15 protein-coding genes are annotated in these 14,380 nt (G+C 69.5%); 6 read left to right on the top strand and 9 right to left on the bottom strand.

The features are described from left to right. Positions 1-112: 112 nt before the first annotated feature. Entirely contained in the window at positions 113-433 is a 321-nt protein-coding gene (locus tag VK92_RS26135; RefSeq protein ID WP_048026777.1) for a DUF7660 family protein, read from the bottom strand. A 73-nt stretch (positions 434-506) separates the two neighbouring features. Then, positions 507-1,379, bottom strand: coding sequence for a LysR family transcriptional regulator (locus VK92_RS26130; RefSeq protein ID WP_048026780.1), 873 nt, complete (start codon positions 1,377-1,379; stop codon positions 507-509). Between the two features lie 170 nt (positions 1,380-1,549). Between VK92_RS26130 and VK92_RS26125 the strand changes: the two genes are divergently transcribed. After that, the gene (locus VK92_RS26125; protein WP_048026782.1) at positions 1,550-3,010 is read left to right on the top strand and encodes an MFS transporter; all 1,461 of its coding nucleotides are present in this window, start codon (positions 1,550-1,552) and stop codon (positions 3,008-3,010) included. 78 nt (positions 3,011-3,088) lie between these two features. On the opposite strand, the gene VK92_RS26120 is transcribed toward VK92_RS26125, so the two are convergent. Both VK92_RS26120 and VK92_RS26115 read right to left on the bottom strand, forming a co-directional pair. Continuing rightward, positions 3,089-3,280, bottom strand: a complete 192-nt coding sequence (locus VK92_RS26120) for an oxidoreductase-like domain-containing protein (protein ID WP_048026783.1) — start codon at positions 3,278-3,280, stop codon at positions 3,089-3,091. An 82-nt stretch (positions 3,281-3,362) separates the two neighbouring features. Continuing rightward, the gene (locus tag VK92_RS26115; RefSeq protein ID WP_048026784.1) at positions 3,363-3,800 is read right to left on the bottom strand and encodes a hypothetical protein; all 438 of its coding nucleotides are present in this window, start codon (positions 3,798-3,800) and stop codon (positions 3,363-3,365) included. Between the two features lie 160 nt (positions 3,801-3,960). Here VK92_RS26115 and VK92_RS26110 point away from each other — a divergent pair, with 160 nt between their 5' ends. Continuing rightward, entirely contained in the window at positions 3,961-4,383 is a 423-nt protein-coding gene (locus VK92_RS26110) for a RidA family protein (RefSeq protein ID WP_048026793.1), read from the top strand. A 76-nt stretch (positions 4,384-4,459) separates the two neighbouring features. Here the strand turns inward: VK92_RS26110 and creD are convergent, their stop codons facing one another. The 5 genes from creD to VK92_RS26085 all read right to left on the bottom strand — a co-directional run bounded on the left by creD (position 4,460) and on the right by VK92_RS26085 (position 9,980). Then, positions 4,460-5,869, bottom strand: a complete 1,410-nt coding sequence (creD, locus tag VK92_RS26105; protein WP_048026785.1) for a cell envelope integrity protein CreD — start codon at positions 5,867-5,869, stop codon at positions 4,460-4,462. A gap of 114 nt (positions 5,870-5,983) precedes the next feature. Continuing rightward, positions 5,984-7,435 (bottom strand): two-component system sensor histidine kinase CreC, encoded by a 1,452-nt coding sequence (gene creC, locus VK92_RS26100; RefSeq protein WP_048026786.1) that lies wholly within the window; start codon positions 7,433-7,435, stop codon positions 5,984-5,986. Between the two features lie 15 nt (positions 7,436-7,450). Further along, a complete protein-coding gene (creB, locus tag VK92_RS26095) occupies positions 7,451-8,167 on the bottom strand; it encodes a two-component system response regulator CreB (protein WP_048026787.1) in 717 nt (238 codons plus the stop codon). An 85-nt stretch (positions 8,168-8,252) separates the two neighbouring features. Beyond that, positions 8,253-8,966, bottom strand: a complete 714-nt coding sequence (locus tag VK92_RS26090; RefSeq protein WP_048026788.1) for an SDR family NAD(P)-dependent oxidoreductase — start codon at positions 8,964-8,966, stop codon at positions 8,253-8,255. Positions 8,967-9,071: 105 nt separating this feature from the next. Beyond that, positions 9,072-9,980: a sterol desaturase family protein gene (locus VK92_RS26085; RefSeq protein WP_048026789.1), complete on the bottom strand. Its 909-nt coding sequence runs from the start codon at positions 9,978-9,980 to the stop codon at positions 9,072-9,074. A gap of 785 nt (positions 9,981-10,765) precedes the next feature. On the opposite strand from VK92_RS26085, the gene VK92_RS26080 reads away from it, so the two are divergent. The 4 genes from VK92_RS26080 (at position 10,766) to VK92_RS26065 (ending at position 14,343) form a co-directional block, all read left to right on the top strand. After that, the gene (locus tag VK92_RS26080) at positions 10,766-11,845 is read left to right on the top strand and encodes a hypothetical protein (RefSeq protein ID WP_048026790.1); all 1,080 of its coding nucleotides are present in this window, start codon (positions 10,766-10,768) and stop codon (positions 11,843-11,845) included. 89 nt (positions 11,846-11,934) lie between these two features. Beyond that, positions 11,935-12,240, top strand: coding sequence for an EF-hand domain-containing protein (locus VK92_RS26075; protein ID WP_081082677.1), 306 nt, complete (start codon positions 11,935-11,937; stop codon positions 12,238-12,240). A 43-nt stretch (positions 12,241-12,283) separates the two neighbouring features. After that, the gene (locus VK92_RS26070; protein WP_048026791.1) at positions 12,284-12,997 is read left to right on the top strand and encodes a response regulator; all 714 of its coding nucleotides are present in this window, start codon (positions 12,284-12,286) and stop codon (positions 12,995-12,997) included. Further along, a complete protein-coding gene (locus VK92_RS26065) occupies positions 12,997-14,343 on the top strand; it encodes an ATP-binding protein (RefSeq protein WP_048026792.1) in 1,347 nt (448 codons plus the stop codon). The genes VK92_RS26070 and VK92_RS26065 overlap by 1 nt, the downstream gene beginning before the upstream one ends. The last annotated feature ends 37 nt before the right edge of the window (positions 14,344-14,380 follow it).

The following is a 14,380-nucleotide window of genomic DNA, read 5'->3' as shown; positions in this document are numbered from 1 at the left end:
GGCCGTTGGGCCGTTGGGCCGTTGAGCCGTTGAGCCGTTCAGCCGTTCAGCCGTTCAGCCGTTGAGCGATTCGCAGCGGCGAAGGTAAAGCAAACGAATCGCCCGAGCGGCGCTATTCGTAGCTTTTCCCGGCGAACAGGATGTCCGCCATGCGCCGCCACGGATTGTCGGGCAGATCGTAGTAGCGCAGCCCTTCCTCCGATGCCTCGGCCCAGTCGACCATCGCGTCCAGGTACTCGCCGATCGAGTGGTTTTCCCAGCCGAGCGCGGCGCGCGCATACGGCGACGGCGGCAGGTCGGCCTCGAGCTGCCGCTCCTTGTTCCAGTCGTGGCCGAGCACGCGCAGGAAGTGGATCAGCGAGCGTTCGTCGACCACGCGCTCCAGCGCATCCTGCAGCTTCGCGGCCATCTGACGTTGCAGTTCGTCGTTCATTTTTTTCTCCTGGCGCGCCTCTCAGGTGCGCGCCGCCGCGCATCGCGCGGCCCGGTTCCACGGTTCCTCGGGTCTACATCAGCAATTGCCGCGACAGCACCTCGCGCGCCTGCGTGACGGTTTCGCGTTCGCCCGGCATCGGCGGCGTCAGCGAAAACACCGCATCGGGCAGCGGCGGCAGACGGTATTTCGCGCCGAGCCGCATCATGCCCTCGCCGATCGCCGACGCGCACAGACAGCCCACACCGAGCCCCGCCGCCAGCATCGACTGCAGTCCCGCGACCCCCGACGCGCTGTGCACGAGCCGGTACGGCATATGCCGCTCGTCGAGCGCGCGCACCGCGACCTGATGCATCATGCAGTCGTCCGGCAGCAGCACGAGCGGCAACGGCTCGGGCAGTTGCTCGGCGAGCGCGGGCGACGCGACCCACGACAGCGGCTCACGCCGCAACACCCAGCGCGTATCGGCCGACGCCGGCCGGAACGGTCTGCTCGACAGGTTCATCACCACGCCGAGATCGACCTGCCCCCGCGCATGCGCCGCCTCGATGTCCGCGCTCTTCATCGCGCTGACGTGCAGGCTCAGTTGCGGGTAGCACTCCCGCAGCCGGGCCAGCAGGCCCGCGACTTCGTTCGTCCGGTAGTAATCGGTGATCGCGACGCGCAGTTCGCCCTTGATCGCCTGCCCGCGCACTTCGTCGAACGCGGCCTCGTTCAGCGCGACGATGCGCCGCGCGTGCTGCAGCAGCCGCGAGCCGGCCGGGGTCGGCTCGACGCCCCGCTTGCTGCGCACGAACAGCGGCACGCCGGCGCGCGATTCGAGCTTGCGCACCTGCTCGCTGACCGTCGACTGCGACAGATGCAGCAGCGGCGCGGCGGCCGTCAGGCTGCCGGCATCCGCGACCGCCGCGAAAGTACGCAACTGATCCAGGTCGAAACCGCGCATCGCCCTTCTCCATCCATCGAATAACCCGATGGATGCTACCACCAATTCCCGCTTTTCCGATTCATTGCCACCACCCAGAATGGGGGTCAATCGCCCGCCCCCGGCCGAACCGGCGCTCACGACGCCGCGTCCGGCCTGGATACGGCCCTCGTTTCTTCGGACTGGTTTCCATGACCCACGACACCCTTGCCCCCTGCGGCCCGGCCGGCACGACCGCCGCGGCGACACCGCGCAGCCACCACGGCTGGGCGCTGGTGGTCCTGCTGGTTGGCGCGATTTTGCCGCCGCTCGACTACTTCATTGTGAATCTGGCGCTACCGGCCATCCGCGACGGCATCGGCGCGCGCCCGGCCGAGCTGCAGCTCGTCGTGTCGGCATACGCGTGCGCGAACGCCGTCGTGCAGATCACCGGCGGCCGGCTCGGCGACCTGTACGGCCGCAAGCGCATGTTCATGATCGGGATGGCCGGCTTCGTCGTCGCGTCGACGCTGTGCGGGCTCGCCGGCAGCGGCGCGGTGCTGGTCGGCGGCCGCGTGCTGCAGGGCCTGTTCGCCGCGATCCTCGCGCCGCAGGTGCTCGCGACGATCCGCAGCGTGTTCAGCCCGCAGGAGCAGGTGCGCGTGATGGGCTTCTACGGTTTCGTGTTCGGCCTCGCGGCCGTGATCGGCCAGCTCGGCGGCGGTGCGCTGATCAGCCTGCATCCGTTCGGGCTCGGCTGGCGCGCGATCTTCCTCGTCAATCTGCCGATCGGCATCCTGGCGCTGGTCGGCAGCTGGCGCTTCATCCCGGAAAGCCGGCCGCCGCGCGGCCAGCGCATCGACGTGCCCGGCATGGCACTGCTGTCGCTGTTCCTGCTGATGCTCGTCTACCCGCTCACGCACGGGCGCGAGGCCGGCTGGCCGCTGTGGATGGTCGCGTGCCTCGTCGGCGCGCTGCCGATGCTCGGCGCGCTGCTGGCGGTCGAGGCGCGCCGTCTCGCGGGCGGCCACGATCCGCTGCTCGACGTGCGCCTGTTCCGGAACCCGGTCGTCGCACTCGGGCTCGTGCTGGCGTTCCTGTTCTATACGCTGAGCGCGTTCTTCCTGAGCTACGGGATCTATCTGCAGGGCTGCCTGAACTGGTCGCCGCTCGCATCGGGGCTCGCGATCCTGCCGCTCGGGCTCGGCTTCCTGTCGAGCCCGCTGCTGATGCCGCGACTCGTCGGCCGGTTCGGCGGCTATCGCGTGCTCACGCTCGGTTTCGCGATGCTCGCGGCCGGCGTCGCGACGGCCGCCGCGCTTGCCGGTGCGGCCGCGCCGGGCCCCGGCTTCTACGTGGGGATCGCGGCGATCGGTGTCGGCCAGGGCCTCGTGCTGCCGTCGGTCGTGCGGATCGTGCTCGCGGAAGTCGATACCGCGCGCGCGGGCGTGGCGTCCGGCATGGTCACCGCGATGCTGCAGATCGGCGCGGCCGTCGGCGCGGCGACGCTCGGCGGCGTGTTCTTCGCCCGGCTCGGCACGCATCCGGCCGCGCTCGATTATGTGCAGGGCTTCAGAACGTCGATGTTCGCGCTGACGGCCGTGCTGCTCGCGTGCATCGCGCTGTCGGCCATGCTCGGGCCGCTGCATCGGCGGCTGCATGCGGGCGCGTGACGCGGAACCGGCGCGCACTGCCGGCGCGGCTCGAGACGCGCGGCACGTGCGCACCGCTTGCCGGCATCGGGCGTGTCGTCATGGCTTGCGCTGCGCGTGCCGCGCTTCCCACTCCGCCAGTTCGACGCGATAGCGCGCCAGTGCTTCGTCGTACAGGTCGAAAACGCACGGCGAACAACCGCTGTTGCAGCAGTCTTCCAGTTCGGGCTGTACGGGCGGGGTCGGACGCGGATCGTCGATGGACGGATCGGTGGAGGCAGGCGTGGGCACGGCGAAAATCGAATGGCGGAAAAGATCCAGTATAAGTGGATGCCGCCCGGCCTGTCGGCGGTGACACCCGGCACACGCCGCCTCACATCCCCAGGATCGTCACCTGGTCGTGGCGAAGCCGAACGTCGCGTGTCCACGCGTCGACTTCCGCGATCACGCCGGCCAGCGCGGCGCAGCTTGCGTCGAGACGCGCGACGAAAGCCTGCCGCGATCCGCTGAAAATGAAACCGAGCCGGTCGAGCGCGTCGGTGCGCTGCGCGGCGTTGCCGAGCCTCCTGCCCGTGTCGGCCAGTTCGGCGACGATCGCAAGCCAGTCGGCCATGCCGACGGCGTTGAACGCGTAATGGTCGTAGTCGGGGACCTGCCGCGCGATTGCCGCCTCGAGCAGCCCGAACACTTCCTCGTCGAAGAACAGCGACCCGGCATTCCAGCAGGTGCGCGCATACGGCCCGCCCATGAGTTCGACGTACGCGGTGCCGTCGAGCGCCGCACGATCCTTGATGACGCGGATATCGTCCATGTGTGTCGTCGTGATCGCGGAACAACGCCCCATGCGTCGCCGCGCGTTCATCCATAATGGCGCGATTGTCGACGAAGCGAGCGGTGCTGTCGACGGCGCGCCTCCGTTGCGCGGCCGCTCGCCGCAAGCCGTGCAGCCGCCGCCCCACAGGAGCCGCGTGATGGCCGAAGCAGTGAATCCGCCGGAAGTCTGGGCGCCGTTCGGCGCGTTCTCGATGGCCGTGATCCAGGGCGACGGCCGGATCGTGCATCTGAAGGGGCAAGTGGCGCTCGACCGCGACGGCCAGGTGGTCGGCCACGGCGACATGCGCATGCAGGTGCGGCAGACGCTCGACAACATCCGCGCCGTGCTCGCCGCGATGGGCGGGCAGATGCAGGACGTGATCTCGCTCGTCCACCATGCGACCGACATCGATGCCTTCATGCAGGCCGGCGACATCCGCAACACGTATTTCGCCGCGCCCTATCCGGTGACGACGACCGTCCAGGTCGAACGTCTCTACCATCCTGACCTGCTGATCGAGATCACCGCCGTCGCCGAAATTCCGCTCGCGCGTTTTCGCCGGCCCGCATCCCGCGCGTGAAGCGCGGCAGTCCCGCGCCGGACGACGCGCCGGCCGTCGCATTGCCGACCGGCGCGCTTCCTCGCCACCCGCGTGCCTACTTCGCCTGCGCGCCCGGCTTCACGGCGCCCGCAGCCGCCTTGTCGGCCAACGGTTGCCACGCGGCGCCGAGCGAATACCAGTCGACACGGCGCGTGAGCGTCATGATGCCCGCGAGGATCGCGAACAGCAGCAGCGAACCGAGCATCAGCGCGTTGTCTTCCGACAGCAGCAGCCCGTAGAGCGCCGCGTACAGCACCGCGAGCAGCGCCGAGAACACCGCGCCGCGCTTCACGCTGTGCAGCACGAACGACAGGTAGAAGCCGAGCAGCCCGATGCATGCGCCGCTCGCCGCGAGATACGCATACGCGAACGCGATGTGTTCGGAGAGGCTCAGCAGCAGCAGGAAGAACAGCGCGAGCGACAGGCCGACCAGCGCGTACTGGATCGGGTGAATGCGCAGCCGTTTCACGAGCTCGTACATGAAGAAGCTCGCGAACGTGAGCATCACGAACAGCGCACCGTACTTCGTTGCGCGTTCGGCCTGCAGATAGACGTTCACGGGTTCGATCATCGACACCGACGCCGTTTCGATCGCGCCTTCCCCGTTGCCGGTCGCGATCTGCTCGCGCGCCTTCGTGTTGAACGACGTCACGCGCCAGTTGCCGGTGAACCCGCGCGCATCGACCGTGCGGTTGTTCGGCAGGAACGCGCCGTCGAAACTCGGATGCGGCCACGTCGACTTCAGCGAGAAATCGTTCTGGTCGCCCACCGGCGCGAACGCGACGGACTCCGCGCCCCGCAGCGGCAGGTCGATACTGAACGGCACGACCGCTCCCGCGCCCGCGCCTGCTCCCGCGCCTGCTTCGGCCAGCGCCGCGAGATCGACGTTCGCGTGCACACCCTGGCGCAGGCTGTCCAGCCGCGTGCCCTGCTCCACATCGAAACGCGCGCCGCCGATACGCACGTCGGGTTGCGCGGTCAGCCCGCGAATGTCGCCGATGCCGATCGCGACATAGGCGTTGTCGACCTTGAAGCTCACGTGGCCGTCCGCCTGCGGCAGCTTCTTCAGGTCCGGCAACGCCAGCGTGCCGGTCAACCGGCTCGTCAGTTCGTACACCAGCGCCTTGTGGATGCCGCGATAGCGGACGCTGGTCGTCAGCGTGCCGTCGACGTTCAGCGTCTTCGGAAACACGAGCAGGCGCTTCGTCTCGCTTCTCAGGCTCGTCTTCGTCGCGCCGCCGGCGGGCGTCTCGTCGCGCACGCGCGTGACTTCCGTGTAAGGCACGACAAGCACCGGCCCCGACACCGTCTGCGGCCCCGCATAGCTCGACCAGATGCTCTGCAGCGCGTCCATGCGATACGCGGAGCGTTCGTGCACGATGCTTTGCACCATCTGCAGCGGGATCAGGATCAGCAGCGCAAGCAACGCGGTGATCACGAATTTGAACAACAGGACTCGATTCATGGCCGACAGGTACCGGAGTAAAAGGTACCGCCAGCATGCGCCGGCCCGGTGAAGGGCGATTGAAGCCGGTGTGAAGCGAATGTGGGGCGAATGTGGGGCGAACGTGAAGCGCGGTCAGGCCGCCGACGGCAGCGTGAGCGTCGCGCACGCGCCGCCTTCGTCGCGGTTCGCGAGCGCGACCTGGCCGCGGTGCAGCATCGCGACTTCGCGGACGAAACACAGCCCGAGGCCCGTGCTGCGATCCTGCCCGTCGGGGCGCGGCAGCGAATAGAAGCGCTCGAACACGCGCGCCAGTGCGTAGTCGGGCACGCCGGGGCCGTCATCGGCGACGCGCACGATCGCGACGTGCGCCCTGCCCGCCGGCTGCCGTTCGAGCGCGATACGGATCGTGCTGCCCCGCGGCGCGAAATCCAGCGCGTTGTCGAGCAGGTTGCCGAGCGCCTGGCGCAGCAGGAACGGATCGCCTTCGACGACCGCCGGGTCGGCCGCGTCGTTCGCGTCGATCGCCAGGTTCACGCCGCGCTGCCGTGCGCGCGGCTCGATATCGTCGACGAGCTGTTCGAGCACCGGCCGCAGCGCGACCGGTTCGCGCACCGACAGCCGCTGCTTCTGTTCGACTTCGGCGAGCGCGAGCAGCTTGCGGATCATCTGTTCGAGGCGGCCGGCCTGGCGGCGGATGTTCTCGGTGAAGCGCCGGCGGTTCGCAACCGGCATGTCTTCCTGCAGCAGTTCGGCTGCACCGCTGATCGCCGCCAGCGGGCTTTTCATCTCGTGCGTGAGCGTGTGGATGTAGTTCTCGACGTACTGCCGATCCTCCAGCCGCTGATGCATGCTTTCCACCGCGCGCCCGAGCTCGGCCAGCTCGCTCGCGCCCTGCAGCGGCATGTCGGCCCGCTCGCCCGCCGCAATCGCGCGCGCATAGCGCTGCAGGCGACGCAGCCCGACCACCAGCCACCAGGTGCACGCGACGCCGATCAGGATCGCGCCGCCCATCAGCAGCGCGCCGTACAGCATGATCTTGCGCTGGCTACGCGCGATGAACGGCGCGACCGTCTGGTTCGGCTTCGCGATCGTCAGCACGCCAATGATCTCGTTGCCGCGCCGGATCGGTGCCGCCACGTGCATCACGGTGCTGCTGTCGTCGTTCGGATCGCTGCGCGTGCTGCGCGCGCCGTATTCGCCGCGCAGTGTCCGGTACACGTCGTTCCAGCGCGAATAGTCCTGCCCGAGCGCGCGGCCGGTGGAGTCGTAGCGCACGATGCCGTGCGCGTCGGTGATGTAGAGGCGGTAGCCGATCACGTTCTTCTGCACGCCCCACACGTTCGCGCTGACCGGGCGTTCGTGAAGTTGCGCGAGCTGCCGCGCGAAAGCACCGTCGGCGATATGGCCGCTGGCCATGTCGTCGGCGGCCAGCGTCGCGAGCACTTGCGCGGTATCGACGAGGGTGTCCTCCATCGCCTCGCGCACGCCGGGCTTCACCTCCTGCACGAACACGCGCAGCGTGATCAGCGCGGCCAGCCCGACGATCAGGAAAAAGCCGAAGAAGATGCGCAGGCCGATATGCATGGGCGGTGCCGGTCGTTACGGTTGCAGCGAATAACCCATCCCGCGATGGGTGCGGATCGGGTCGCGCTCGGGGTCGATCGCGCGCAGCTTGGCGCGCAGCGTCTTGATGTGCGTGTCGACCGTGCGGTCGGCCGAATCGAAGGCCTCGTGCCACACGAGATCCATCAGTTGCTCGCGCGAGTAGATGCGCCCGGGATGCCGGACCAGCAGCGCCAGCAGCCCGAATTCGTAGCGCGTGAGATCCAGTGCGTGGCCGAGCCACGACACGCGCGCGCCATCGGTATCGACCGTGAAGCCCGGTGCGGTCGTCGCATCGGGTGCCGGCGCGGGCGCGGGCGCGGGTATCGATTCGGGGGCGGCCGCCCGGTGGAAACGCCGCAGGATCACGCGTACCCGGGCCGCCAGCTCGCGTGGCGAAAACGGCTTGACCACGTAATCGTCGGCACCGATCTCGAGCCCGACGATCCGGTCGATTTCGTCGTGCCGCGCGGTGAGGAAGATCACCGGCACGTCGGAGAACGTGCGCAGCCGCCGACATACCTCGAAGCCGCTGAGGTCCGGCAGGCCGACGTCGAGCACGACGAGGTCGAAGCGCGCATCGCGCAGGCGGTCGAGCGCCGCCTGCCCGAGGGTGCAGTGGACGGTCTGCATGCCGTCGGTGCCGAGGGCGTAGACGATCGTGTCCGCGATCGCCACTTCATCTTCGACGATCAGGATATGGGGCTGATGCATGGTCTCGGGCTGGGCTCGCGTGGGTCCGGTGCGCCATTGTACGCACGGCCGGCCGCCGCGCGAGCGCGAGCCCGTGCCCGCCGGACTACGCGACGCGGCCGGTCACCGGAATCGACGCGCCGGTGATCGCCTGCGCGTCGGCCGACAGCAGGAAGCCGATCGTCGCCGCGATCTGTTCCGGCCGCACCCAGCGCGAGAAATCCGCGTCCGGCATGTCCGCGCGGTTCGGCGGCGTATCGATGATGCTCGGCAGGATGGCGTTCACCGTCACGCCACGGTCGAGCAGTTCGGCCGCCAGCGCCTCGGTGAGCCGCGCGACGCCGGCCTTCGCGGCCGCATAGGCGCCCATTCCCGCGCCGGCCTTGAACGCCGCGCCCGCGCCGATGTTGACGATACGCCCGGCCGGGTTCGCCAGCAGGTGCGGCAGCGCGGCCTTCGATGCGTTCAGCGCGGTCTTCACGTTCAGTTCGTACATGCGGTCCCACGTGGCGGCGTCGCCGTCGGCGATCGTCTGCCACACGAATGCGCCCGCGATGTTCAGCAGCGCGTCGACCCGGCCGAATTCGCGCTGCACGGTATCGAGCGCCCGCGCGGCGGCCTGCGGATCGACCAGATCGATGCCGCCGATGCGCAGCGCGTCGGCCGGCACGCCGGGCAGTGCCTCTGCCGCCGGGGCCGCGCCGCGGCCGATCAGCGCGACGCGTGCGCCGCGCGCGCCGAGCCACGCGGCCGTCGCGACGCCCAGATGGCCGAACCCGCCGGTGATCGCGACTGCCTTGCCTTTGAAATCGTGTTCCATCGATGTTTTCTCCTGGATCGAGGGTTGCCTGATGATGCGTATTGCATGGGTCAAGCCGGCCGCGGCACGCATGTGCGGCCGGCAATTCGACACAGCGTAGCGCGTTCACGCATCCGTGCGCACGGCGACGAGGCTGCGGCGGCGCAGTTCCTCCGTCGTTTCGCCCTGGTTGTCCGGGCGCCAGCCCGGCGGCAGCAGTACGAAGCGGATCGCCGTCCACGCGTCGCGGGCCGTCGCGACGTCACGGGCGAGGCTCGCCCAGTGTTCGAGTTCGACGACGAACGGATTGCGCGAACGGGTCGGCGTGACGAGGCCGAAACGGCACGGCTCGTCGGCGCGCTCGGCGACATAGGTGCCGAACAGCCGGTCGAACACGATCAGCACGCCGCCGTAGTTCGCATCGAGGTAGTCGAGGTTCGACGCATGGTGCACGCGGTGCGCGGACGGCGTATTGAACACGTATTCGAGCCAGCCGAGCTTCGGCATCCACGTGTTGTGCAGCCAGAACTGGTACATCAGGTTGAACGACAGGATCGCGAGCACGGCTTCCGGACGCACGCCGAGCCATACGAGCGGCGTGAAGAACATCGCGGCGCCGGCGATCTTGCCGGTCCAGCCGAGGCGAAATGCGGACGACAGCGTCAACTGGTTCGGCGAGTGATGCACCGCATGGGTCGACCAGAAGAAGCGCACGCGGTGCGACGCGCGGTGATACCAGTAGTAGCAGAACTCCTGGCCGACGAACACGAGCAGCGCGAGCGCGACGCTGTGGAGCGGGATCGTGAAGAGCCGGTGCGCCCACGCGAAATCGAACACCGGCGTGGCGAGCGACAGCGGCACCAGCGCGAGCAGCTTGCGGCCCGCGAGGTCGGCGAGCGACAGCCATACTTCGTTCCAGTCGAACGGTTCGGGCCCGCGGGCGCGGCGCCAGGTGAGCACGGCCGCCTCGACGAGCGAGACGGCGACGATGAAGAGCGTGACGTAGTACGCGAGCTTTCCGGTGGTCGTGAGCATGATGGGTCGTTCCTTCGGTTGAGTCGGACGCGTCATGGGCGGCACGGGCCGCCATCGCGTCGGATGGAACGCACTGTAGTGGGCGAGGAACGGAAAGACCACGCGGGAAATATGTCGCCGTATGTCGCAGTACGTCGCGGTCGGCGGCGTTCAGGTGATGCGCGGCGGTCACACGCGCTTGTCGACTGGAGCCGGGCCGGTTCGCGGTGGCGCGTGGGCATCTCCGGCGGGAAATGTGTCGCCGCATGTCGTGACGAAGGCGGTCGATGGCGTGCGACATGACATGGGCCGATGGACAAGCCTGCGCGGCAGGCGAGCGGCGAGCACAGTCGTGACCGGCCGGAAGCCGATTCTTCGGACGGTATACGACGGCGGACGGTTCCCTTCATGTTTCGGAGAAGCCGGTTCCGGTCGCGTGTGGCCCACCGCATGCGTTCAACTGCATGCGTTCAATTCGCGTGACGTGGCTCGACACGGAGCACGCGCGGATCGGCCCGCAAATGTGTCGCCGCATGTCGCCGCGACACGATTTCGCGCCGCGCTCGACACGTTCCGCCCCGCGCGGCCGCCCTCCGCCTTCACGCGATCGCACTGCCGGCAGCCTTGCCCGGCGCGGCATGCCCGCGATCGGCGCGGACGGCATACGCATTCGTCGTACCTCGAAACAGCACGACACATGTAACACCGCGACATCTTTTATGACGCGACGGGCGCGTGTCGTCGCCCTAAAGTTCGTTCCGTCGCCACGCCACCGCGTGCACCGAAACGAACCGCAAGGACACCCGATGAAACCCCGCTTCCTCGTCACCGCCACCGCACTCGCCCTCGCCTGCACGCCGGCCTTCGCCGGCTGGTCCGGCCACGGCACCGCGTACACCCCGCGCGGCACCTACAACGGCGCGCACGCCGGTTCGTGCGGCGGCGGCAGCTGCTCGCATGCGGGCGGCGTGATCGGCCCCGGCGGCGGGATCGCGACCAATACCGGCACCGTCACGCGCACCGCGCCCGGCCAGTTCTCGAACAGCGGCACGGCCGTCGGCCCGAACGGGCGCTCGGTGGAACACAGCGGCGACACGAGCTGCGCGGACGGCACCTGCTCGCATACCGGTTCGCTCACGGGCTCGGACGGACACAGCGCCACGACATCGGGCAGCGTGACGCGCAACGGCCCGGGCCAGTATGCGTCGAGCGGCACGATCACGGGATCGAACGGCAATACGGCCAGCCATACGGCGTCGACGAATTGCGCAGGCTCGACCTGCTCGCGCTCGGGCATCGTGACGGGCACCGACGGCGCAAGCGTCACGCATTCCGGCAGCGCGACGCGCGTGGCGCCGGGCGTCGTGACGACGTCGGGGGGCTCGACGGTCGTACATGGCGGCACCGTCTCGACCGGCGGCACGACGGTGATCCACGGCAGCACGGCGGCAGGCGGCGCGGTCGTCGTGGCCGGCGGGACGGTGCCGGTTCCTGTCGCGGTGCCGGTGCCCGTGCCCGTCGCACCGTCTCCGCCCGCGGCGGTGGTCGTGACGCCCCCGCCGCCCGCCGCCACGGTCGCTGTCGCGGCACCGGCACCTGCCGCCGTCGTGGTCACGCCCGCGCCACCCGCGCCGGCCGCCGTCGTCGTCACGCCCCCGCCGAAGGTCGTGCATGTTGCGCCGCCGAAGGCCGTCGTGGTCGCACCCGCGCCGCGCGTCGTCTACGTCGCGCCGCCACCGCCGAAGGTCCTGTACATCGCGCCGCCGCTGCCGCGTGCCGTGTACGTCGCCCCGCGCGCCGTGTATGTCGCCCACCCGCCGCGCGCCGTCGTCTGGGTGCCCGGCCACTGGGCCGGCCGCGTTTGGGTGCCCGCGCACTGGGCATGACCCGGCCCCGCTCCGGTCTGTTTCGTTTTCCATCCGTTTCATCAACCACCCGGCCGGCGCAGACCGTCGGCCACGCAAGGAGAAACCCCATGAAGTCCATCAAGAAGATGATTGCCGTCGTCGTTTTGTGTATCGTCTCAGCAACAGCGTCGGCACAGCAGGTGCCGCCCGGCGCGACGAACGGTGGTGCACGCGTCGAACGCGCACTGATGCAGTTGCAGGCCCGCTTCGCCAGCGCGAACACGACGCACGACGGCAGGCTCACCCGCGAGCAGGCCGCCGCGGGCATGCCGATGGTCGCGCAGCATTTCGACGAAATCGATACGCAGCACAACGGCTACGTCACGCTCGAGCAGTTGGCCGGTTTCATGCGCCAGCGCATGGCGGCCCGTTGAACCCGCACGACGATCCGGCCGCGCACGCACCGGGAGGCAAGCGATGGAACAGTCCTGCAGGATCGTCGTGCTCGACGACGAAGCCGAGCTGCGCAACATGCTGCAGCGCTTCCTGACCGGCCACGGCTTCCAGGTCCGCGCGGTCGCCGACGGCAAGCGGCTCGACCGCCTGCTGCAGCGCGAGCCGTACGACCTGCTGGTGCTCGACCTGATGATGGAGCCCGAGGACGGCCTGAGCGTATGCCGGCGCCTGCGCGCCGAAGGCCAGACGCTGCCGATCCTGATGCTCACCGCGAAAGGCGATGCCGCGGACAAGGTCGTCGGCCTCGAGACGGGCGCCGACGATTACCTGGCGAAGCCGTTTCTCCCCGACGAACTCGTCGCCCGCGTCCGCGCGCTGCTGCGGCGGCAGAAGATGGCGGCCGGCGAGCCGACGGTCACGTCGCAGCGCCTGCGTTTCGGCGCGTTCACGTTCGACGTCGGCCAGCAGACGCTGATGCGCGACGGCACGCCCGTCGAGATCCATTCGGCGCAGATGCTGCTGTTGCACGCGCTCGGCTCGTCGCCGAATCGCGCGGTGAGCCGCGAGAACCTGCTCGCCCGCGCGCGCGGCCGCGACCATGCCGCACTCGACCGCAGCGTCGACGTCCAGATCCTGCGGCTGCGCCAGATCGTCGAGGACGATCCCGCCAAGCCACGCTTCATCAAGACCGTCTGGGGCATCGGCTACATGCTGGTGGCCGGCATCGAGCCGTGATGCGCATCCCGCTGCCGCGCTCGCTGCTCGCGCGCAACATCGCCCTGCTGGTGGCGCTCGTCGCGCTGTCGCTCGCCTGTTCGCTCACCGTGCTGCTGCACTACGTGCAACGCCCGCGCATCGAGCGGGCCTCGATCGTTTTCGCCGACTACGTGCAGCTGCTCGACCGCACGCTCGCCAGCCTGCCGCCCGATGCCGGCCGCACGGCCGTCGCGCAGTTCGGCGGCCAGGCCGCGCTGCCGCCGGCCGCACCGCCGCAAGCGCCGAACCTGGCGGCCTTCTTCCGCACCTGGCAGCGCGACGTGTTCATGCAGGCACTGGAACGCCACCTGCCGCCGGACCTCCCTGCGCGCTGGCAATCCGGCGACGACGAGCGCCTGTGGATCCGGCTGCACGCGGCCGGCTCGCCTGTCTGGGTGCCGCTGCCGATGGCCGCCGACGCGCAGGCGAGCGGCATCACGACGGCCCTCGTGCTGTCGGTCGGGCTGGCGCTGCTCGCGGCGCTGACCGGCTACCTGATCCAGCTCCACCTGAACCGGCCGCTCGACGCGCTGGCGCGGGCGGCGCAGCGCGTCAGCGCGGGCGAGCGCCCGCCGCCGCTGCCCACCGACGGCCCGACCGAAATCGCCGACGTGAGCCGCGCATTCAACCAGATGGCCGACGCACTGCAGCAGGCGGAAGCGACCCGTTCGCTGATGCTGGCCGGCGTGTCGCACGACATCCGCACGCCGCTCACCAAGCTGCGCCTGGCGATCGCGATGGCGCTGCCGCGCGGCACGCACGACGCGCTCACCGCATCGGCCGAGCACTATCTCGACCAGATCGATACGATCCTGCAGCAATTCATGGACTACGCGGGCAGCGGCGAGCGCGAAACGCCGCAAACCGGCGACCTGAACGCGCTGATCGGCCAGCTCGTCGCGGATTTCGCGGGGCTAGGCCATGAATTCGAGTTCGACGAAGGCGAGGTGCCCATGTTCGCGTTTCGTCCGATCAGCCTGATGCGGCTGCTGATGAACCTGATGCAGAACGCGGTCGTCTATGGCCGCACGGGCCTCGGCGTGCGCACGTGGACCGAAGGCGGGATCGCGTATGCGGTGGTCGGCGATCGCGGCAACGGCATCCGCGCGGCCGAACTCGAACGGCTCAAGGCACCGTTCAGCCGGGGTGCGAACGCACGCAGCCATGCGGGCGGCACGGGCCTGGGCCTCGCGATCGTCGAGCGGATCGCCCGCCTGCACGGCGGCTCGCTGACGTTCCGCGACCGCGACGGCGGCGGCCAGGAGGCCGTCGTCGCGCTGCCGCTCGATTCGTCCGGGCAGGCGCGGCGGGGGCTTTCGGGTTGAGTGGCGGCTCGATGGTTCTTCGGTTCTTCGGTTCTTC

Source organism: Burkholderia sp. LK4, from assembly GCF_001043615.1.
Classification (GTDB): domain Bacteria; phylum Pseudomonadota; class Gammaproteobacteria; order Burkholderiales; family Burkholderiaceae; genus Burkholderia; species Burkholderia cepacia.
This window is presented reverse-complemented; position numbering and strand designations above follow the sequence as displayed.

What these genes read in the sequence shown, in the direction of transcription:
- VK92_RS26065 (WP_048026792.1), top strand. Translation starts at nt 12,997, where the DNA reads ATGCGCATCCCGCTGCCGCGCTCGCTGCTCGCGCGCAACATCGCCCTG.
- VK92_RS26070 (WP_048026791.1), top strand. Translation starts at nt 12,284, where the DNA reads ATGGAACAGTCCTGCAGGATCGTCGTGCTCGACGACGAAGCCGAGCTG.
- VK92_RS26080 (WP_048026790.1), top strand. Translation starts at nt 10,766, where the DNA reads ATGAAACCCCGCTTCCTCGTCACCGCCACCGCACTCGCCCTCGCCTGC.
- VK92_RS26085 (WP_048026789.1), bottom strand. Translation starts at nt 9,980, where the DNA reads ATGCTCACGACCACCGGAAAGCTCGCGTACTACGTCACGCTCTTCATC.
- VK92_RS26135 (WP_048026777.1), bottom strand. Translation starts at nt 433, where the DNA reads ATGAACGACGAACTGCAACGTCAGATGGCCGCGAAGCTGCAGGATGCG.
- VK92_RS26125 (WP_048026782.1), top strand. Translation starts at nt 1,550, where the DNA reads ATGACCCACGACACCCTTGCCCCCTGCGGCCCGGCCGGCACGACCGCC.
- VK92_RS26090 (WP_048026788.1), bottom strand. Translation starts at nt 8,966, where the DNA reads ATGGAACACGATTTCAAAGGCAAGGCAGTCGCGATCACCGGCGGGTTC.
- VK92_RS26075 (WP_081082677.1), top strand. Translation starts at nt 11,935, where the DNA reads ATGAAGTCCATCAAGAAGATGATTGCCGTCGTCGTTTTGTGTATCGTC.
- VK92_RS26130 (WP_048026780.1), bottom strand. Translation starts at nt 1,379, where the DNA reads ATGCGCGGTTTCGACCTGGATCAGTTGCGTACTTTCGCGGCGGTCGCG.
- VK92_RS26115 (WP_048026784.1), bottom strand. Translation starts at nt 3,800, where the DNA reads ATGGACGATATCCGCGTCATCAAGGATCGTGCGGCGCTCGACGGCACC.
- VK92_RS26110 (WP_048026793.1), top strand. Translation starts at nt 3,961, where the DNA reads ATGGCCGAAGCAGTGAATCCGCCGGAAGTCTGGGCGCCGTTCGGCGCG.
- creB (WP_048026787.1), bottom strand. Translation starts at nt 8,167, where the DNA reads ATGCATCAGCCCCATATCCTGATCGTCGAAGATGAAGTGGCGATCGCG.
- creC (WP_048026786.1), bottom strand. Translation starts at nt 7,435, where the DNA reads ATGCATATCGGCCTGCGCATCTTCTTCGGCTTTTTCCTGATCGTCGGG.
- creD (WP_048026785.1), bottom strand. Translation starts at nt 5,869, where the DNA reads ATGAATCGAGTCCTGTTGTTCAAATTCGTGATCACCGCGTTGCTTGCG.